This window comes from Streptomyces sp. NPDC012466 (assembly GCF_042955215.1).
In the GTDB taxonomy this organism is placed as follows: Bacteria; Actinomycetota; Actinomycetes; order Streptomycetales; family Streptomycetaceae; genus Streptomyces.
The window spans coordinates 13,689-32,084 of the sequence record NZ_JBIBEQ010000008.1 but is presented as its reverse complement, the minus strand read 5'-3'; the positions used below and the strand labels follow the sequence as shown (position 1 = coordinate 32,084).

Sequence of the window (18,396 nt, the reverse complement as noted above, 5' to 3'; positions counted from 1 at the left end):
GGGTTCGTCCCGCCCCGACCCGGCGAACCGGTTGCCTCAGAGGCAAAAGAGCTCACGCGGGACGCGGAAGAGCCGGCAGGTCGAGGTCGCCGACGGCCAGGTGCGCCAGCACGACCTCGTACAGGTCGGTTCCCCCCGCGAGCAGCTGGCGTTCCAGGACGGGTTCGGCACTGCGGACGTGCTCGCGCACGGTCTGGGCGTGCACGCCCAGGGCCTGCGCGGCCCGTTCGGCGTTGCCACCGGCGGCGATCCAGGTGCGCAGCGTCCGGCGCGGGTTCCTGGCGTCGGCGTCCAGCCGGCCCAGCAGGTCCCGCGCCCAGCCGCGTACCGCGGGGCCGGACAGCAGGTCGGCGAGGCGCAGACCGGGGTCGCCGCTGCCGTCGGCGAACCGGGTGTCGGGCAGGCCGATCTGGGTGTTGAGCGCCAGGTGGACGACCGCCCGGACCGTGAGGTCGGCGAAGTCGGTGCCGAGCAGGGTCTCGACGCGTTCCATGCGGGCGCGGACGGTGTTGCGGCTGACGCCGAGGACCTTGGCGGCGTTGACGGCGGTGAACTCCAGGCCGAGACGGCTGGTGGCCACGAGTTCGGCGCGGGTGTGGTGCGAGAGGGTGTCGAGCGGGCGCAGCACCCGGGACGTCCAGCCGCGCAGCGCCACCGGGTCCATCAGGCGTTCGGGGTGGGTGCGCTCCGCGTAGACGGCCGTCTTGTCGGGACGGAAGTGCGCGACGGCGAGGGCGCTGACGGCCTGTCCGTAGGCGGTGGCGGTCCGGGCGAGGCTCTGGCGGACGCTGCCGCCGAGGAAGAGGTCCGGGTGCCGTCCGACCAGGGACCGCAGGGCCTCGCCCGTGGTGTCGCGGGGGCTGACGACGATCACATGACCGTCCATGGCCGGGCAGCGCACGACCAGGGCGTCCTCCCGGGTCCGGTCCAGGCACTCCTCGGCGATGCGGTCGCGTACGGCGGGGTCGGACTCGACGACGTACACGCATGCCGTCTCGGCGTCGAGCAGTCCGGGCCAGAGTCCGGCCGCGACGCGGCGGGCGGCGATGGTGTCCTCGACCATCAGCAGTTGCAGGATCGCCAGCCGCAGGTCGGCGGTGGCCCGCCGCAGCCGGTGCCCGGCCGCGGCCGACTCGTTCACCGTCAGCAGCAGCCCGAGCACCTGGGCGGTGTGCGTGACGACGTCGGAGGCCCGCCGGTCGAAGGGGGCCTGCCGGGAGACGGCCAGCACGCACGCGTGGGACGGGTGCTCCACCCTGACCAGACGCAGGTGGCTGCCCTGCCCCTCCCAGGCGGCGGAGGCGATCCGGCCGGCGGTGATGTCCGTGACCAGGTCCGCGTCCAGGGGAAGCCGATCACCGGCGACGAGGTCCCCGGCGGCGTCCAGCAGGGCCACGGTCGCGCCCACGGTGCCGGAGAGCCAGGCGACGACTCTGCGGACGTCCCGCCCGGCCGGGCGCAGATGCTCGAGCAGTTGCTCCGCCCACGCCTGTCCCGTGCCGGTCTGAGCTTCCCGCTGCCGGTTCCCGTCCGCTCGGCCAGCCACCTCGGCCTTCCCCTCGTTCCTCGTGCCGCCTCCGGCACACCGGTCGGGGACGTTACCTCACGTCCGCCGGGCGCTCGTCCCGGCCCGACCCCCGGACGGCGGGGCTCATCCCTGGGCCCCTACCCCTCCCTGCGCCGCCGACCCGTAGCGGCGGCATAAGCTCGGCGGATGGCGAAGTACTACGACGTGCACCCCGACAACCCCCAGCCCCGCACCATCGGCCAGATCGCCGACAGCATCCGCGCCGACGCTCTCGTCGCCTATCCCACGGACTCCTGCTACGCGCTGGGCTGCCGCCTGGGCAGCCGTGACGGCATCGACCGGATCCGTACGATCCGCAAGCTGGACGACCGGCACCACTTCACCCTCGTGTGCCAGGACTTCGCGCAGCTCGGGCAGTTCGTGCGGATCGACAACGACGTGTTCCGCGCGATCAAGGCGTCGACACCCGGCAGCTACACGTTCATCCTGCCCGCGACGAAGGAGGTGCCGCGGATGCTGCAGCACCCCAAGAAGAAGACGGTCGGCGTGCGCATCCCCGACCATGTCGTCACACAGGCCCTGCTCGCCGAACTCGGAGAGCCGCTGCTGTCCAGCACCCTGCTGCTGCCCGGCGAGGACGAGCCCATGACGCAGGGCTGGGAGATCAAGGACCTGCTCGACCACGTGCTGGACGGGGTGGTCGACTCCGGGGACTGCGGGACCGAACCGACGACGGTCATCGACTTCTCCGGCGGGGAGGCAGAGATCGTGCGCCACGGCGCGGGCGACCCCTCCCGGTTCGAGTAGACGGTAAAACGGCGGCCAAGGGCCGTTCACGGTTCAACCGTGTGTCGGGGGTGGGCGAAATGCCCCGGGAACGGGCGTGTCACGATGACCGTGATCCGCCCGGTCACGCGGACGGGTTCCTGGCCCCCCACCCCCGCAGAGAGGCAGCCCAGCCATGACCGCCGTACAGGGAACCGCAGTCGACATCCCGACCGGAGACGGCACCGCCGACGCGTATCTGGCCCACCCCGCCGACGGGGCCGCCCACCCGGCGGTCCTGGTCTTCATGGACGCCTTCGGTCTGCGTCCGCAGCTGCGGTCCATGGCCGACCGGCTGGCGGCGGAGGGCTACACCGTGCTCGTGCCGAACCTGTTCCACCGGCACGGTCGTGCCCCGCTGTTCGACCTGCCCGAGTTCATCGACCCGGGGGCGCGTCCGGAGATCTTCGAGCGGATCGGCCCGGTCATGCAGGCATTGACGCCCGACCTGGCGATGCGGGACGCCGGCGCGTATCTGAGCTGGCTGGACGGATCTCCGGCCGTGGCCGACGGCCCGGTGGCGCTGACCGGCTACTGCATGGGCGCCCGCCTCTCGCTGCTCACCGCCGGGACCTTCCCGGAGCGCGTGGCGGCCGCGGCCGGCTTCCACGGCGGGCGGCTGGCCACGGACACCCCGGACAGCCCCCACCTGGTGGCCGGCAAGGTCACCGCCGAGCTCTACTTCGGCCACGCCGACCAGGACCCCTCGCTGCCCGAGGAGCAGGTCGAGCGTCTGGAGGAGGCCCTGACGGCGGCGGGCGTGCGCCACCGGTGCGAGGTGTACACGGGTGCACCCCACGGTTTCACGCAGGCCGACACCGCCTCGTACCACCGGGAGGGCGACGCGCGGCACTGGTCGGCACTGCTCGACCTGCTGAAGCGCACATTCTGACCCCAATCGGGATGTGCTGAAAGCGAGTTGCAGGCCTACCGACGGTAAGGGCTTGCTCTCGCGCGATCCCTGCGCGTAGACCTTGCGGAAACCAGCCATGACTCGGGGGGAGTTGGCTCATGGACGGCACGGTCGACGGGTTTCGCTACGGTGCGGTGACTCCGGTGGCGGCCTATCTGATGGCCTGTCTGGGAGGGGCGCTCGGGTTGCGGTGCATCGTGCGCTCGCTGCTGGACGCGCGTTCCTGGAGGGCGGGTTGGCTGGCGTTAGGCGCGGCCTCCATCGGCTGCGGCATCTGGACGATGCATTTCATCGCCATGATCGGCTTCCATGTGGAGGAGACCCGGGTCCGGTACGACGCGGCCACGACGGTGCTCAGTCTCGTCGTGGCCGTCGCCGTGGTGGGCGTCGGCGTGTTCCTCGTCGGCCACCGCGGCACGAGCGGCGCCACGCTGGCGATCGCGGGTACGGTCACCGGCCTGGGCGTGGCAGGCATGCACTACCTGGGCATGGCCGCGCTGCGGCTGGACGGCGACGTCGACTACGACCCGGTCGGTGTCGGGCTGTCCGTGCTGATCGCCATCGGCGCCGCGACCGCCGCGTTGTGGTCGGCCGTCACCATCCGCGGCTTCCTGACGAGCCTCGGCGCGAGCCTGGTGATGGGCGTGGCGGTGTCCGGGATGCACTACACGGGCATGGCCGCCGTCAGCGTCCACGTGCACGACACGACCGGCGGGACGTGGGCGGGCGACTCGCCCCTGTCCCTGTTGCTGCCGATGCTGGCGGGGCCGGTCGTCTTCCTGCTGCTGGCCGGGGTCGTGGTGATGTTCGATCCCCTGCTGGTGCTGGGCGAACGCTCCTCCGCCCCGCGGCCGGGCCAGGCCACCGACTCCGTTACGTCGCGCCGCGCTTCGGGGCGCGAACCGGTCGCGCCCACGCGCGAGCGGTGAGGAAACCCGCGTGCGGGCGGGACCTGGCTCGATTGTTACGGTGCACCGGTGTCTGACTCCTCACGCGATACCGCCGAAGGCGCCGGCTGGGGTTCCACCGAACGGGGCGCGTACCAGCGGTTGATGCCGCCGAAGACCGAGAAGATCTCCTGGCTGGACCCCAGGATGCTGTGGGCCGCCCGCAACGGCGTGCTGGCCTCCTGGTTCGGGGACCCCGTCGGCCGGACGCGCAGCCGGTGGGTGGCGCAGCGGGCGGCGGCCGGCGCACCGGCCGACAAGGTGATCCGGCGCGACGACCCGGACCGTTTCTCGTTCCTGGTCATCGGCGACACCGGCGAGGGCGACGACCCCCAGTACGCCGTCGTGCCGGGCCTGCTGAAGACCGGTCAGGACACCCGCTTCGCCGTGCTGGCCAGTGACGTGATCTACCCCGTCGGCAGCGCGGACGACTACGCCACCAAGTTCTTCCGCCCCTACCGGGACTATCAGGCACCGATCTACGCGATACCGGGCAACCACGACTGGTACGAGGACCTCGGCGGCTTCATGCGCGTCTTCTGCGACGACGCGCCGCCCCTGCCGCCCGAGCCCCGGCCGCGCCCCCTGACGCGGGCCTGGCTGCGGTCGCTGCTGTGGCACCGGCCGCGCCCGGACGACGGCCGTCACCTGGCCGAGGCACGCGCCCTGCGCTCCGCCGCCGCTCAACAGGCCGTCCAGCCGGGCCCGTACTGGGCGATCGACGCCGGCCCGGTGCGCATCATCGGCATCGACACGGGCCTGCTCGGCACCCTCGACGCGGAGCAGGGCGCCTGGCTGCGCGAGGTCTCCCGGGGGCCGCGCCCGAAGATCCTGGTCACCGGCTCACCTCTGTACGTGGACGGCCGCCATGATCCGTGCGCCATCGAGGGGGGCGGCACCGTCGACGCGATCGTCCGCGACCCGGCGCACCACTACGTGGCGGCGATCGGCGGCGACATCCACAACTACCAGCGCTACCCGGTCCGGCTGGACGACGGACGCACGCTCCAGTACGTCGTCGCGGGCGGGGGCGGAGCGTTCATGCACGCCACCCACACGATCCCCCGCGTCAACGTCGCGGGGGTCACCGAGCAGGACTTCCGCTGCTATCCGCTGCGCGGCGACTCCCTGGCCTTCTACAGCCGGCTCTACGGCCACCGGCTGCGGATGCGCCGGTTCTTCACGCTCAGCGAGGCCGAGGCGACGGCCGTGATCGCCGAGCGCCTCGGCATCCGGCCCACCCGCACGCCGGACGCCTCGACCCGGGTCACCCGGCGCGTCCGCCTGGTCGCCGGGCTGCTCGGCACCGGCCGCCGACCCGACCGGGCCAAGCGGTTCCGGCTGCCCGTGCGGAAGATCTACACGTCGTTGTTCTCGCCCGGCTCCGCGACGTACAGCCCGCCGTTCTTCAAGTGCTTCCTGCGCCTGGACGTCTCCCCGGAGTCGGTCCGGCTGCGGTGCTACGCGGCCACCGGCAACCGGGCCCAGGAGATCGCCCCGCCGGTCGAGGACGAGGTGACGATCCCGCTGCGCTGACCGGGCGGAACGCGGCGTCGGCCGGGCGGAGCGGGAACAGTACGGTCCGGTGCCGGGTTGGCATCACCGTAGGCCATTGAAGCTTCAACGATGGAGGGCCCGTGCCGCCGACCCCACGACCACTGCGCAGGCTGGGTTTCCTGACCATCGGACTGTTCGACGCGGCGGACCCGCGCCGGGGCCACGCGTCCACACTGGAGATCATCGAGCTGGGCGAGCGGCTCGGCTTCGACAGCGCGTGGGTACGTCACCGGCATCTCCAGTACGGCATCTCCTCCCCCGTCGCCGTCCTGTCGGCGGCGTCCCAGCGCACCCGCCGTATCGAACTGGGCACGGCGGTCATCCCGCTCGGCTGGGAGAACCCGCTGCGGCTCGCCGAGGACCTGGCCACCGTCGACCTGCTGTCGGGCGGTCGGCTCAACCCGGGCGTCAGCGTCGGTCCGCCGATGCACTTCGACCAGGTCAAGGGGGCGCTCTACCCGGACACGGCCGACGCCGAGGACTTCGGCCACGGGCGGGTGGAGCGACTGCTGGACTTCGTGCGGGGCAAGCCGGCGACGGACTGCAACGGGGCCGAGGGCTTCGAGGTCTTCTCCGATCGTGTCCAGCCGCACTCCCCCGGCCTGGGCCGCCGCCTGTGGTACGGCGGCGGCAGCCTGCGGTCGGCCCGCTGGGCCGGCGAACACGGCATGAACCTCCTCACCAGCAGCGTCGTGAAGGCCGAGGAGCCCGAAGGCCCCTACGATTTTGCGGAGATCCAGCTCGCCCAGATTCGCGCCTTCCGGGCCGCCCACCCCGACGGCGAGGCCGCCCGCGTCTCGCAGGGCCTGGTCGTCATCCCCACGGACTCAGCCTCGCCCGGGCAGCGCGCACGCTACGAGGAGTACGCCGCCCAGCGCACCCCCCGCACGACCGCGCCCCAGGGTCCGGCGCGGCTGCTCTTCGCGCCGGATCTGGTGGGCACCTCGGCGGAGATCGCCGAGCGCCTGCACGCGCACGCCGCGTTCCGAGAGGTGGACGAGGTGGCCTTCGCGCTGCCGTTCACCTTCGAGCACGAGGACTACGTTCAGATCCTCACCGACATGGCGACCGGGCTGGGCCCGGCCCTGGGCTGGCACCCGGGGACGTAGGCGGTTTCGTCCGCCCGAGAACGGTCACGCCGGCCACCGGGGAGGGCACGGGGTCTTCCAGGCCAAGGGGAGCACGTCATGGGAGCGGAGTGCGCCCCCGGCGGCGCCCGGCCGGGCGTCGGCGGACCTCGTCCTGGCAGGCGCCGGGAGCAACTGCCGGAGGCGCAGGTCGAAACGTTCATTCGAACCTGTGCACGCCCGGGTCGTACCGTCGATCCGCGCCGAAGCGCCGGCCGAACGAGAGCAGGCGCACGGACCGATAGGTTCCGGTTTTGCATATCATCCGAGCTTTGCATGGACCCTTGCCTTGATCTCACGCCTTGCAGCTAGCTATTGCCGCGTCCGCTTCCCGGCCCGGGTTCCCGATGAGCCCGACGCCGACCGGCGGCACCCGGGGCACTCCCCGGGTCCGTCGGTCAGGGAGGCGGCCGGCGAATCTGCACGTGAGGAGTGGTCATGAAGAAGGCATACGAGGCACCGACGCTCGTCCGGCTCGGTACCTTCCGGAAGGAGACGGGGCTCCTTCAGCGCTCCGGCAACGACCGGCTGATCCTGAGCAAGAACTGACGACCGACGGTCCTTGACCCGACGTCATGACTGAACTGCACGAAAGTGCGGGGACGGGCCCCGGCGACGCGCACTTCGCGGTCTTCACCGACCGTGCGGACGCGGCCGCCGCGGCCCGCTCCTTCGCCCGCCCCGGAAGCCGGACGCTCGCGCACGCGTCGGGCCGGCCCTGGCTGGTCGGCCACTGGCACGACGACGAGATCGTCACCGCGGGCGTCCGCGGCGCCTCCCTCGCCGTCGTCGGCTGCTGCCCGATCGACGCCGACGAACTGCGGCACCGGGCCGCACGGTTGCGTGATCTCGCGGAGCTCGACGCACTGGCCCGTTCCCTCCCCGGCAGTTTCCACCTCGTCGGCGCCCTCGACGGCCGGATCAGGATGCAGGGCACGGCCTCCGGGCTGCGGCTCGTCTTCCACACGGAGATCGACGGCGTGCGAGTGGCCGCGACCCGCGCCGACACCCTGGCCACCGTCCTGGGCCTGGAGCCCGACGTGGAGGAACTCGCCGTAAGGCTGCTGTGGCCCGCCCCGTATCCGCTGTTCGAGACATCGATGTGGCGTGCGGTCACCGCCGTTCCCCCGCACACCGCCGTCGTGATCGCCGCGGACGGGCGCACCGTACGACACACTCGATGGTGGACGCCGCCGGAGCCGGTCCGGCCGCTCGACGAAGCGGCGCCCCTGATCCGGACGGCACTGGAGGAGGCCGTCGGCGCGCGTACCCGTCAGGGCGGCGTGGTGAGCTGCGATCTGTCCGGCGGCCTGGACTCCACCTCCGTCTGCTTCCTGGCCGACCGCTCCCCCGCCCGCGTGGTGGCCAGTACGTGGCCCGGGCGGGACCCGGCGGACACCGACCTGTCCTGGGCCGAACAGGCGGTGCGTTACCTGCCGGACGTCGAGCACATGGTCTGGGACGCCGACGCCTCGCCGCTGGTCTACGAGAACCTGCTCGGCATCGACGACCTCCTCGACGAACCCACCATCGGCGTCATGGACCGCTCCCGGGTGCTGCACCACCTGCCCGGCCTCGCCGCACGCGGCAGCCGGTTGCATCTGACCGGCATCGGCGGCGACCACGTGGCGTGGTGCTCCGAGGCGTACTACCACCGGCTGCTGCGCACCCGTCCGCTGTTCGCCCTGCGCCAGTTGCGCGGGTTCCGGGCGCTGTGGCAGTGGCCGCTCGGCGGCACATTCCGCGCTCTCACCGACTTCCGGCCGTACCGGAGGTGGCTCACCGACGCCGCCGGTGACCTGCGGGGCCCGTTGCCGCCGTCCGTCGCAACGGCTCTCGGATGGGGGATGACCCCGCGCCTCTTCGGCTGGGTGACTCCCGAGGCGGAGCGGATGGCCCGCCGGGCACTGCTCGACGCCGCGGCGACGGCCTCGCCGCTGCATCCGGACCGTGGGCTCCACACCGACCTGGAGCAGATCCGCTCGTGCACCCGCGTCATCCGGCAGTGGGACCGGATGGCAGCCCGAGCCGGCTTGCCGATGGCCTCTCCGTTCCTGGACGACCGCGTCGTCGAGGCATGTCTCTCCGTACGTCCGAGCGAACGCGTCACGCCCTGGCGGTACAAGCCCGTCCTGAGCGCCGCGATGCGGGGGATCGTGCCCGAGGAGTGCCTGCGACGCAGCAACAAGGCCACGGCCTCCATGGACGCCTCCAACGGGCTGCGCGAACACCGTGCCGACCTGCTGGCCCTGTGGGAGGACTCGCGGCTGGCGGAGCTGGGCCTGGTGGACGGCGCCGAGCTGCGCCGCCTCGCCCGCCGGCCCGCCTCCCCGGGGCTCTCCGACGCCATCCTCTACTCCACGATCGCCGCGGAGGTGTGGCTGCGCGGGCTCGCCCGCGGCCGCGCCCGCGTCCCGCAACCCTGACCGCGTTCCCCGTCAGACATGTCAGACACACCAGAAAGGCCACCACATGCCCCTGCGGTTCGGCGACAACGTCTCCACGGCCGAGACCGACTACGGCACGGTCCTGCTGGACGAACAGGTCGGCCACTACTGGGAGTTGAACCCCACAGCCACCTTGGTGGTGCGGACGCTGCTGGACGGCGGCGAGGAAGCGGACGCGGCCGCCGCCCTGGCCCGGGAGTTCGACATCCACCAGACGCAAGCCCTCCAGGACGTCGAGACGCTCGTCCGAGAGCTGCGCGACTCGGGGCTCGCCTCATGACGACGCCCAGCGCCCTGGAGCGGCCCACCGGTGTGCCCCTGGCACGGCGCCTGGCCGCCCGCCTCGTCCTGCTCCCCGCCGTCGCCCTCGCCCTGCTGCCGCCCCGCCACATCCGCACCGTGCTCGGCGTCCTGCGGCGCGGCGCCGCAGCGGCGACCACCGGGCAGGCCCGCAACGCACGCGAAGCCATGTGCGCCGTCAGCCTGCGCTGCGCCGGGCCCAAGGGGTGCCTACCGCGCTCCCTGGGCGCGGCACTGCTGTGCCGGCTCGGCGGAACATGGCCGACCTGGTGCACCGGTGTACGGGTCACCCCGCCCTTCACCGCGCACGCCTGGATCGAGGCTGAAGGCCGTCCCGTCGGCGAGGGGGTCCCACAGGGCTACTTCGCCCGGCTGGTGTCCGTCGCCCCGCTGCCCGGTGCTGCCGACCGATGACCGGCGCGACGGTCCCGCGCGGCGACCGGGCCGCGATCGCCGAAACCGAAGCCGAAGCCGAAGCCGGCAAGTCCACCCTGGCGGCGGTGGCCACGATGTACCGGCTCACCGCCGGGCATCGAAGCGCGATCGCCGTCGCCAGCGTGCTGACCCTCGTCGGTTCCGCCCTGGGACTGGCGCAGCCGCTCGTCGCCAAGCAGGTCGTGGACACGAGCGGCCGCGGACAGGTCATCTGGCCGCTGCTGGTCCTCCTGGGCACACTGTTCGTCGTCGAGGCGGCGACGGGGGCGGCGGGGCGCTTCCTTCTGGAACGGATGGGCGAAGGCGTCGTACGCCAGCTCCGGCACGGGCTGGTGGGCCGGCTGCTCCGACTGGAGATGCGGGAGTACGACCGCCACCGGAGCGGCGACCTCATCTCCCGGGTGACCACCGACACCACCTTGCTGCGGGAGGTCGTCTCACAGGCCCTGGTCGATCTCGTGACGGGAAGCCTGGTCGCGGCCGGGGCGATCGCCCTCATGGCGTGGCTCGACCCTCTGCTGCTGCTCCTGGTGGTCCTGACCGTGGCGGCCTCCGCCGTGGTGGTCGCCTCACTGCTCACGGGCATCAGGATCGCGTCCGCGCACATGCAGGGCTCGGTCGGTGCCGTCGCCGCCGATCTCGAACGCGCCCTGAGCGCCCTGCCGATGGTCCGAGTGCACCGAGCCGAGGAGCGGGAGGCGGCCGGCATCGGCGCCCGCGTCGAGGCGGCCTACGGCGCGGGGGTGCGCACCGCGAAGCTCGCCTCGGTGATGAGCTCCGCCGTCGAACTCGCCGTGCAGGGCTCGTTTCTCATCGTCCTGGTCGTCGGCGGCCTGCGCGTCGGCGGCCACGCCGGCTCCCTCGGTGACCTCGTCGCGTTTCTGTTGTACGCCTCGTACCTCGTCCTGCCGTTGTCCTCCGTCTTTCGCGCGGTGGGTCTCGTCCAGCGCGGGATGGGGGCCTACCAACGCATCGACGAGGCGCTCCGCCTCCCTGTGGAGCCCACCACACCCCCGAATCCGACGGACCGCGCACCCACACCGCGGCCGACCCGGCCGTCCGGCGCTCGCGAGCAGCCCGTCCTCGCCCTGCGCGAGGTCCACTTCGGCTACGACCCGGAGCGGCCGGTCCTCCGCGGTGTGTCGTTCGCCGTCCCGCAGCGACGGCATGTGGCCCTGGTGGGCCCGTCCGGAGCCGGCAAGAGCACGGTGTTCGCCCTGGTCGCGAGGTTCTATGAGCCGGATGCGGGCACCTTGCTCTTCAGCGGGCGGCCGGCGACCGAACTCACGCGGGGTGACTGCCGCCGAGGCATCGCCGTGGTCGACCAGAACACCCATGTGGTGCACGGCACGTTGCGCGACAACATCACCTACGCCGTGCCGGACGCCACCGAGGCGGAGATCCGGCGTGTCGTCGAACTGGCCCGGCTCGAAGAGGTCGTCGACCGGCTGCCCGGAGGCCTGGCCGCTGTCATCGGTGAACACGGCTGCAACCTCTCCGGCGGCGAACGTCAACGTGTCGCCCTCGCACGCGCCTTGCTGGCCCGGCCCGCGCTGCTGTTGCTGGACGAGCCCACCTCGCACCTCGACGCGATCAACGAATCGGCGCTCACCACCGTCATGAAGGATGTCGCCCAGGAGTGCGCCCTGCTGGTGATCGCGCACCGTCTGTCCACCGTGCAGCACGCCGACCACATCGTGGTGCTCCAGGACGGCCGCACGGCCACCGGCGGACGTCACGAGGAACTGCTGGTCAGCAGTGCCCTCTATCGCGAGCTGGCCGCGAGCCAGATACTCAGGGCGGGCGGGGAGGCCAGGAACAGAGGCGCCTGACCGGCGACTCATGCCCTTCAGGCGCCCGTACCGGCGTGGGCGCACTCGCGGCCCGGTCCTCCGGTCCGGCCCGGGGTCACCAGCGCCCGGGCGCGGTCCCGGTGATCGGTTCCGACGGCCTGCCGTCCACCCCGACGGGCACCTCCCCGGCGAGCATCACGCGGTGCATGATCCGGGGGTGGTCGAGGTGAGCGGTGTCGCCGGGGGCCAGATGCATGGTGGCTCGGTTGTCCCAGAAGGCCACGCTGCCCGGCTCCCAGCGGAACCGGACCGTGTACTCGGGCCGGACCGCCTGCTCCAGCAGCATCTCCAGGACGGCGCCGCTCTCGGGCCGGGAGAGGCCGGCGATCTGCTCGACGTAGTAGCCGTTGACGTACAGGATCCGCTCGCCCGTCTCGGGGTGGACCCGCACCAGCGGGTGCAGGGACGCGACCTGACGGTCGAGCAGATGGCGAATGTACGCGTCGTCGCCGGGCCTGGGCTGGTAGCCGACCCCGAGCCGGTGCTCGGCGCGCAGCCCGTCGACGAACTGCCGCAGCGGCGCGGAGAGTCCGGCGTACGCCGCCGCCAGGTTCGCCCAGGTCGTGTCGCCCCCGTAGGGCGGTACCGTCTCGGCGCGCAGGATCGTCGCCGCCGGCGGGTCGACGCGGGCCCCGTGATCGCAGTGCCAGCCGCGCAGCAGCGTGTGGCGGCGGCGCCGCAGCCACTCGTCGTGCTCCATCCCGAACCGCCCGCCCAGCTCCAGCCGGTCGGCGGTCGTCTCGATCTCGGGGAAGCCGGCGGGCGAGGCCTTGCCCCGCCGGGGCAGCACCACGATCTCGCCGAACCGCCGGGCGAACTCCACATGCCGGGCGTGGTCCAGCCGCTGCCCCCGGAAGAACACCACCTTCCACCGCAGCACCGCCGCCCTGATCGCGGCGACCACGGTGTCATCGAGATCCCCGGCCAGATCGACCCCGCTGGTCTCGGCTCCGATGTACCCGGCGACGGGTTTCACCTCCACCCCGGCCCTCCGCGCCGCCTCGTCCGTCATCCCGCTGTCCGTCGTCATGAGCGCTCCGCTGGTCGTGGGCGTGGTCCGGCCTTCCCGAAGATCGTGACAGTGATCTCCGTCGAGGGCGACCATGCCGCAACGAGCCGGTCGAGGCGGGCGGTCCGCCGTCGGTGGCGTCAGGCCCCATGACCTTGACGGACCTGCCGGCGGGCTTCCGCGACGAGGAACAGCGCGGTCATGTGCGCCGTGTGATCACGACCGGCTCGCCGACGACCGCGACCAGCAGAAGTGCCGTTACCTCATGCGGCTCCGGTGGCACCTGGGCATGCCCTGCCAAGAGGTGACGCTGAATCAGCTTCGGGCGAACCTCCGCGAGGGCACACTGCGGCTCGTCGAGGAGCTGATCGACGCCGTGCGCACCTCCCCCGAGGCGATCGACGACTGGGCCGAGGCGGTGGAGGATTCCCGGCCCGTCGTCCGTGACCGCGGTTTCGAGGAGGCCGAGACGTGGCCGGGCGGTGCCGCCGTCCTGCACCTTGAAAACCAGGAGCACGGCGTTCCGCAACATCACCCGGCGCCGGCCGGGCAGCGGAAGGCCGCCGCTTCTCCTCGGCGCCGCCGATGTCGTCCGCCGCCCTCGTCCCCGCCTGTCCGGTTGATCATTGCTCCCGGTATCCGTGACGCTGGGGGGACGACGCAGTCAACGGGAAGGTCCGACGGTGATCAGCATCCCGACACACACGCTCAACGACGGCACGACGCTCCCCGCCCTGGGTCTGGGCACCTGGCCGCTCGGTGACGACGAGGCGCAGCAGGCGGTGCTCACGGCCCTGGAGGCGGGCTACCGCCTGATCGACACGGCGACGAACTACCGCAACGAGACGGGGGTGGGCCGCGGTGTGGCCTCCGGGGTGGTGCCGCGCGAGGAGATCGTCGTGACGACGAAGCTCCCGGGCCGGCACCACGGCTACGAGGAGACCCTCGCCTCCTTCGAGGAGTCCCGGGCCCGCCTCGGCCTGGAGTACGTCGACCTGTACCTGATCCACTGGCCACTGCCGCGCGTGGACCGGTACGTCGACTCCTGGAAGGCCATGATCAAGCTGCGCGAGGAGGGGCTCGTCCGGTCGATCGGCGTCTCGAACTTCACGGCCGCGCACATCGAGCGGCTGGAGAAGGAGACCGGGGTGCTGCCGTCCGTCAACCAGATCGAGCTGCACCCCTTCCTGCCGCAGGACGACCTGCGCGCCTTCCACGCGGGCAAGGGCATCGTCACCGAGAGCTGGAGCCCGCTGGGCCGGGGCACGCCCCTGCTGGACGACCCCGCCGTGGCGCGGATCGCCGAGGCGCACGGGGTGACGGCCGGGCAGGTCGTGCTGCGCTGGCACACCCAGCTCGGGGCGGTGCCCATCCCGAAGTCGGCCAACCCCGAGCGGCAGCGCGCCAACATCGACGTCTTCGGCTTCGAGCTGGGCGAGGACGAGATGCGGGCCGTCGCGGACCGGGCGCACCGCCGGGTGGGCGGGGACCCCGAGGTGCACGAGGAGTTCTGACGGGTACCCGGGGTCCGCGAGGCGGGAAGGAGCCGCAGGTGGCTGAGCGGGACCGGCTGCGGGACTACCGCGGCAAGCGCGACTCCGACCGGACCGGCGAGCCCCGGGGACGCGGTGGGCGGGCCGGGGACAAGCCCCGGTTCGTGGTGCAGATCCATGACGCGAGCACGATGCACTTCGACTTCCGGTTGCAGGTGGGCGACGTGCTGAAGTCCTGGTCGATCCCCAAAGGCCCCTCGGCGGACCCCAAGGACAAGCGGCTGGCCGTGCCCACGGAGGACCATCCGCTGGAGTACGAGGAGTTCGAGGGTGTGATCCCCCGCGGCGAATACGGCGGCGGCACCGTGATCGTCTGGGACCATGGCACGTACGAGCCGCTGAGCCACGACCGCGAGGGCCGGCCCGTCGACTTCGCCAAGTCCCTGGAGCGCGGGCACGCCACGTTCCGGCTGAGCGGTTCCAAGCTGCACGGCGAGTACGCCCTGACCCGGTTCCGCGGCGGTCGGAGCGGCGACGGCGAGGAGGCGTGGCTGCTCGTGAAGCGGGCCGGTGACACGAGCCGCGGGGGCGGGGCTCCCGATCCCCGCCGGGCCCGCTCGGTCACGTCCGGCCGTACGCTCGCCCAGGTCGCGTCGGACGCGGCCGCGGAGTGAACCGGCCGCTCAGAACAGCGGCGTGAGGGACTGCTCGCACCAGATGGTCTTGCCCCGGGTGGTCTGCCTGCTGCCCCAGCGCTGGGTGAGCTGGGCGACCAGCAGCAGGCCGCGGCCGCCCTCGTCGTCCTGGTGCGCCCGCCGCAGGTGCGGGGAGGTGGAACTGCCGTCGGACACCTCGCAGATGAGGGTCCGGTCGCGGATCAGGCGGAGCTGGATGGGCGGAGCGCCGTACCGGATGGCGTTGGTGACCAGTTCGCTGACGACGAGTTCGGTGACGAAGGCCGTCTCGTCCAGGCCCCACGCGGTGAGCTGGTCGGTCGCGGCCTGCCGGGCGGTGGCCACCTCCGCGGGGTCCGGGGTGATGTCCCAGGTGGCGACCTGATCGGCACCCAGCGCCCGGGTTCGGGCCAGCAGCAACGCCACGTCGTCACCGGGTTCCTCCGGCAGGACGGCCTTCAGCACCGAGTCGCACAGGGCGTCCAGGGATTCCGCCGGCACGGTCAGGGCCCGGCACAGCTCCTCGGTGGCGTGGTCGACGTCGCGGTCACGGTCCTCGACGAGCCCGTCGGTGTAGAGGGCGACGACGGAGTCCTCGGGCAGCTGGAGCTCCGTCGCCTCGAACGGCAGTCCTCCCACCCCCAGCGGCGGCCCCGCGCTCATGGGGATGAGCCGGGCCGAGCCGTCGGGCAGCACCAGCGCGGGGGCGGGATGCCCGGCGGCGGCCACGTTCAGGCGGCGTGTGACGGGATCGTAGACGGCGTACAGGCAGGTCGCGCCGAGCTCGGCGACCTCCTCCCCCTCGTCGTCCGACGCCAGGTGGGTGACCAGGTCGTCGAGGTGGGTGAGGAGCTCGTCCGGCGGGAGGTCCACGTCGGCGAGGGTGCGGACGGCCGTGACCAGCCGGCCCATGGTCGCCGTGGAGGGGATGCCGTGCCCCACGACGTCCCCGACGACCAGCGCGACGCGGCTGCCGGACAGCGGGATCACGTCGAACCAGTCGCCGCCGATGCCGGCCGCCGAGCCGGAGGGCAGATAGCGGTGGGCGACCTGGACGGCGGCCTGGCCGGGCAGCCCCCTCGGCAGCAGGCTGTGCTGGAGGGCGAGGGCGGTGGTGCGTTCCCGGGCGAAGCGGCGGGCGTTGTCGACGCAGACCGCGGCACGGCTGGCGAGTTCCTCGGCGAACACGGCGTCGTCGGCGCCGTAGTCGTCGGCCTGCGCCACCCGGACGGCCACGGCGACACCCAGGGTGGTGCCGCGGGCCCGCAGCGGTACGGCCAGCATCGAATGGGCGCCTGCGCGGTAAGGGCGTCCTTCCGGGGCTCGGGAATTGCGCTCGGCGACCCAGCGCATGAAGGCGGGCTCTCCCGCCTGGCTGAGGACGGCTCCGCCTTCCCGCAGGGCCCGGGCGATCGGCGAGAACGCGGTGTAGACGTCGACTTCTCCCAGATGCACGGCCGCTTCGGGGGTGCCCTCGGTGACGGAACCGTGTGCGACCCGCCTGAGGGTGATCTCTTCGGCGGGCACCGCGGGCTGCTCGTCCGCGCCGAGCACCCAGTCGAACAGGTCCACGCTCGCGAAGTCCGCGAACCGGGGCACCACGACCTCGATCAGTTCCTCGGCCGTGCGGACCACGTCCAGTGTGGTGCCGATGGCGGCCGCGGCCTCGTTGAGCAGGGCCAGCCGCTGGCGGGCCCAGTACTGCTCGGTGCTGTCGAACGCGGCCAGAGCGGTCCCCACGAGCGCGCCGGCGGCGTCCCGGACCGGCCACATCTCGGTGACCCAGGCGTGCTCCCGGTTCAGGGCCGGGGCACCGGTGTAGCTCTCGTAGCGCACCGGCCGGCCCGTCTCCACGACGTGCCGGAGATGCCAGTCGAAGCCGTGCACGTGCTCGGCCTCTTCCACGGTCTCCGGGAAGTGCCGGCCGAGCAGGGTCTCCTCGGACACGCCCATCACATGGCAGGCGGCTTCGTTGAGCCGCAGATAGCGCTGGCCGGTGTCGAAGACGGACATCGAGATGGACGCCTGCTGGAAGGCGCGGCCCGCGAGGGACGTCTCCTCGCGGCCGGGTGGCGCGGCGGTGATCACATAGGCGTCCGTGTCACCGTCCGGGCCCGACACGGCGCAGGCACTGACGCGGACCCCGACGAGGTACCCGTCGCGGTGCCGCACCATGACGGTGCCCGACAGCGCGGACACCGCCTCGGGGGGCACGTCCTCCGCGAGCAGTTCCCGTGCGGCCCGGCCCACGACTTCGTCGGCGGGATAGCCGGTCAGCTGCCGGGCACCCCGGCTCCACCCCGTCAGAATGCCGCGGGCGTCGATGATCGCAGCAGCGGAGGCGTCCTCCATATCGTCCAGGATTATCCCTGCGCAGCCCGCTATCAACCGCGGCGCGGCATTCGTGACAGTGTCAGGCCCCGTGGGCGCGCAGCGCGGCGAGCGCCCGGTCGGCGTGCGCGTTCATGCGCAGTTCGCTGCGTACCACGTCGAGGACGGTGCGGTCCTGCGCGATGACGAACGTGGTGCGCTTGGTGGGCGCCAGGGAGAAGCCCCGCTTCACCCCGAACCGCTCGCGGACCGCGCCGTCGGCGTCGGACAGCAGCGGCATGCCGAGGCCGTGCCGTCCGGCGAACTCCTGCTGCCGCTCGACGGCGTCACCGCTGATGCCGACGGGGCGTGCCCCGACGGCGGCGAACTCGGTGGCGAGGTCGCGGAAGTGACAGGCCTGGGCCGTGCAGCCGGGGGTCAGGGCGGCCGGGTAGAAGAACAGCACGACCGGGCCCTCGGCGAGCAGCCCGGACAGACTGCGGACGGTGCCGGTCTCGTCGGGCAGGGCGAAGTCCTCGACCGTGTCGCCGGTCTCCACGCGCGCGGTCACGACCTGCCCTCCGCGTTACGTGCGACACCGCGGGCCCAGAGCACGAGGGGCACCTGCAGGGGCAGGCGCCCGAAGGCGGCGGCCTTCTGCGGGGTGGGACGGTGGCGCCAGTCGGCGGCCATCTTGACGTTGGCGGGGAACACCCCGACGAAGAAGGCGGCGGTGGCCAGCGCGGCGGTCCTGCGGGTGCGCGGCAGCGCCAGGCCCGCGGCCAGCGCGAGCTCGGCGGCGCCGCTGGCGTAGGTCCAGGCTCTGGGCGTGCCGGGCAGGCCACGCGGGATGGTCGCGTCGAACGGGCGTGGGGCGGCGAAGTGGGCGACACCCGCGGTGGCCAGCAGGCCGGCGAGCAGCAGGGGCGAGCGTTCGGACCGGGACACGGTTCCTCCTCTGAAGGCCTGCCGCGCATT

18 protein-coding genes are annotated in these 18,396 nt (G+C 72.7%); 12 read left to right on the top strand and 6 right to left on the bottom strand.

Going from position 1 to position 18,396, the window contains the following annotated elements; all coding sequences use genetic code 11:
- Positions 1–52 precede the first annotated feature (52 nt).
- Positions 53–1,546, bottom strand: coding sequence for a helix-turn-helix domain-containing protein (locus ACFY9E_RS27640; protein WP_390988455.1), 1,494 nt, complete (start codon positions 1,544–1,546; stop codon positions 53–55).
- Between the two features lie 168 nt (positions 1,547–1,714).
- On the opposite strand from ACFY9E_RS27640, the gene ACFY9E_RS27635 reads away from it, so the two are divergent.
- The 10 genes from ACFY9E_RS27635 to ACFY9E_RS27590 all read left to right on the top strand — a co-directional run bounded on the left by ACFY9E_RS27635 (position 1,715) and on the right by ACFY9E_RS27590 (position 11,911).
- Positions 1,715–2,335, top strand: coding sequence for an L-threonylcarbamoyladenylate synthase (locus ACFY9E_RS27635; protein WP_283973810.1), 621 nt, complete (start codon positions 1,715–1,717; stop codon positions 2,333–2,335).
- A gap of 154 nt (positions 2,336–2,489) precedes the next feature.
- On the top strand, positions 2,490–3,245 hold the full coding sequence (locus tag ACFY9E_RS27630) for a dienelactone hydrolase family protein (protein ID WP_390988452.1): 756 nt from the start codon (positions 2,490–2,492) through the stop codon (positions 3,243–3,245).
- Between the two features lie 119 nt (positions 3,246–3,364).
- The gene (locus tag ACFY9E_RS27625; protein WP_390988450.1) at positions 3,365–4,195 is read left to right on the top strand and encodes an MHYT domain-containing protein; all 831 of its coding nucleotides are present in this window, start codon (positions 3,365–3,367) and stop codon (positions 4,193–4,195) included.
- 48 nt (positions 4,196–4,243) lie between these two features.
- Positions 4,244–5,749, top strand: coding sequence for a metallophosphoesterase (locus ACFY9E_RS27620; protein WP_390988448.1), 1,506 nt, complete (start codon positions 4,244–4,246; stop codon positions 5,747–5,749).
- A 101-nt stretch (positions 5,750–5,850) separates the two neighbouring features.
- Entirely contained in the window at positions 5,851–6,879 is a 1,029-nt protein-coding gene (locus ACFY9E_RS27615; RefSeq protein ID WP_390988447.1) for an LLM class flavin-dependent oxidoreductase, read from the top strand.
- A 456-nt stretch (positions 6,880–7,335) separates the two neighbouring features.
- Entirely contained in the window at positions 7,336–7,446 is a 111-nt protein-coding gene (locus ACFY9E_RS27610; RefSeq protein ID WP_107047813.1) for a keywimysin-related RiPP, read from the top strand.
- 26 nt (positions 7,447–7,472) lie between these two features.
- The gene (locus ACFY9E_RS27605) at positions 7,473–9,323 is read left to right on the top strand and encodes a lasso peptide isopeptide bond-forming cyclase (protein WP_390988445.1); all 1,851 of its coding nucleotides are present in this window, start codon (positions 7,473–7,475) and stop codon (positions 9,321–9,323) included.
- A gap of 46 nt (positions 9,324–9,369) precedes the next feature.
- Positions 9,370–9,624 carry a lasso peptide biosynthesis PqqD family chaperone gene (locus tag ACFY9E_RS27600; RefSeq protein WP_390988443.1) on the top strand — a complete coding sequence of 85 codons (255 nt, stop codon included), beginning with the start codon at positions 9,370–9,372 and terminating at the stop codon, positions 9,622–9,624.
- Positions 9,621–10,058, top strand: coding sequence for a lasso peptide biosynthesis B2 protein (locus ACFY9E_RS27595; protein ID WP_390988441.1), 438 nt, complete (start codon positions 9,621–9,623; stop codon positions 10,056–10,058). The genes ACFY9E_RS27600 and ACFY9E_RS27595 overlap by 4 nt, the downstream gene beginning before the upstream one ends.
- On the top strand, positions 10,055–11,911 hold the full coding sequence (locus ACFY9E_RS27590; protein WP_390988439.1) for an ABC transporter transmembrane domain-containing protein: 1,857 nt from the start codon (positions 10,055–10,057) through the stop codon (positions 11,909–11,911). Before ACFY9E_RS27595 ends, ACFY9E_RS27590 begins: the two co-directional genes overlap by 4 nt.
- A 76-nt stretch (positions 11,912–11,987) precedes the next feature.
- Here ACFY9E_RS27590 and ACFY9E_RS27585 read toward each other — a convergent pair whose 3' ends face one another.
- A complete protein-coding gene (locus ACFY9E_RS27585) occupies positions 11,988–12,962 on the bottom strand; it encodes a TauD/TfdA family dioxygenase (RefSeq protein WP_390988437.1) in 975 nt (324 codons plus the stop codon).
- A 178-nt stretch (positions 12,963–13,140) separates the two neighbouring features.
- On the bottom strand, positions 13,141–13,458 hold the full coding sequence (locus ACFY9E_RS27580) for a hypothetical protein (protein ID WP_390988436.1): 318 nt from the start codon (positions 13,456–13,458) through the stop codon (positions 13,141–13,143).
- 166 nt (positions 13,459–13,624) lie between these two features.
- Between ACFY9E_RS27580 and ACFY9E_RS27575 the strand changes: the two genes are divergently transcribed.
- Positions 13,625–14,455 carry an aldo/keto reductase gene (locus ACFY9E_RS27575; RefSeq protein ID WP_390988434.1) on the top strand — a complete coding sequence of 277 codons (831 nt, stop codon included), beginning with the start codon at positions 13,625–13,627 and terminating at the stop codon, positions 14,453–14,455.
- Between the two features lie 38 nt (positions 14,456–14,493).
- Positions 14,494–15,108 (top strand): DNA polymerase ligase N-terminal domain-containing protein, encoded by a 615-nt coding sequence (locus ACFY9E_RS27570; protein WP_390988432.1) that lies wholly within the window; start codon positions 14,494–14,496, stop codon positions 15,106–15,108.
- A gap of 9 nt (positions 15,109–15,117) precedes the next feature.
- Here the strand turns inward: ACFY9E_RS27570 and ACFY9E_RS27565 are convergent, their stop codons facing one another.
- From ACFY9E_RS27565 to ACFY9E_RS27555, 3 genes are all read right to left on the bottom strand, one after another.
- Positions 15,118–17,460, bottom strand: a complete 2,343-nt coding sequence (locus tag ACFY9E_RS27565) for a SpoIIE family protein phosphatase (protein ID WP_390988430.1) — start codon at positions 17,458–17,460, stop codon at positions 15,118–15,120.
- Between the two features lie 61 nt (positions 17,461–17,521).
- A complete protein-coding gene (locus tag ACFY9E_RS27560; RefSeq protein ID WP_390988428.1) occupies positions 17,522–17,989 on the bottom strand; it encodes a redoxin domain-containing protein in 468 nt (155 codons plus the stop codon).
- Positions 17,986–18,366 (bottom strand): DoxX family protein, encoded by a 381-nt coding sequence (locus ACFY9E_RS27555; RefSeq protein WP_283973818.1) that lies wholly within the window; start codon positions 18,364–18,366, stop codon positions 17,986–17,988. Before ACFY9E_RS27555 ends, ACFY9E_RS27560 begins: the two co-directional genes overlap by 4 nt.
- Positions 18,367–18,396 lie beyond the last annotated feature (30 nt).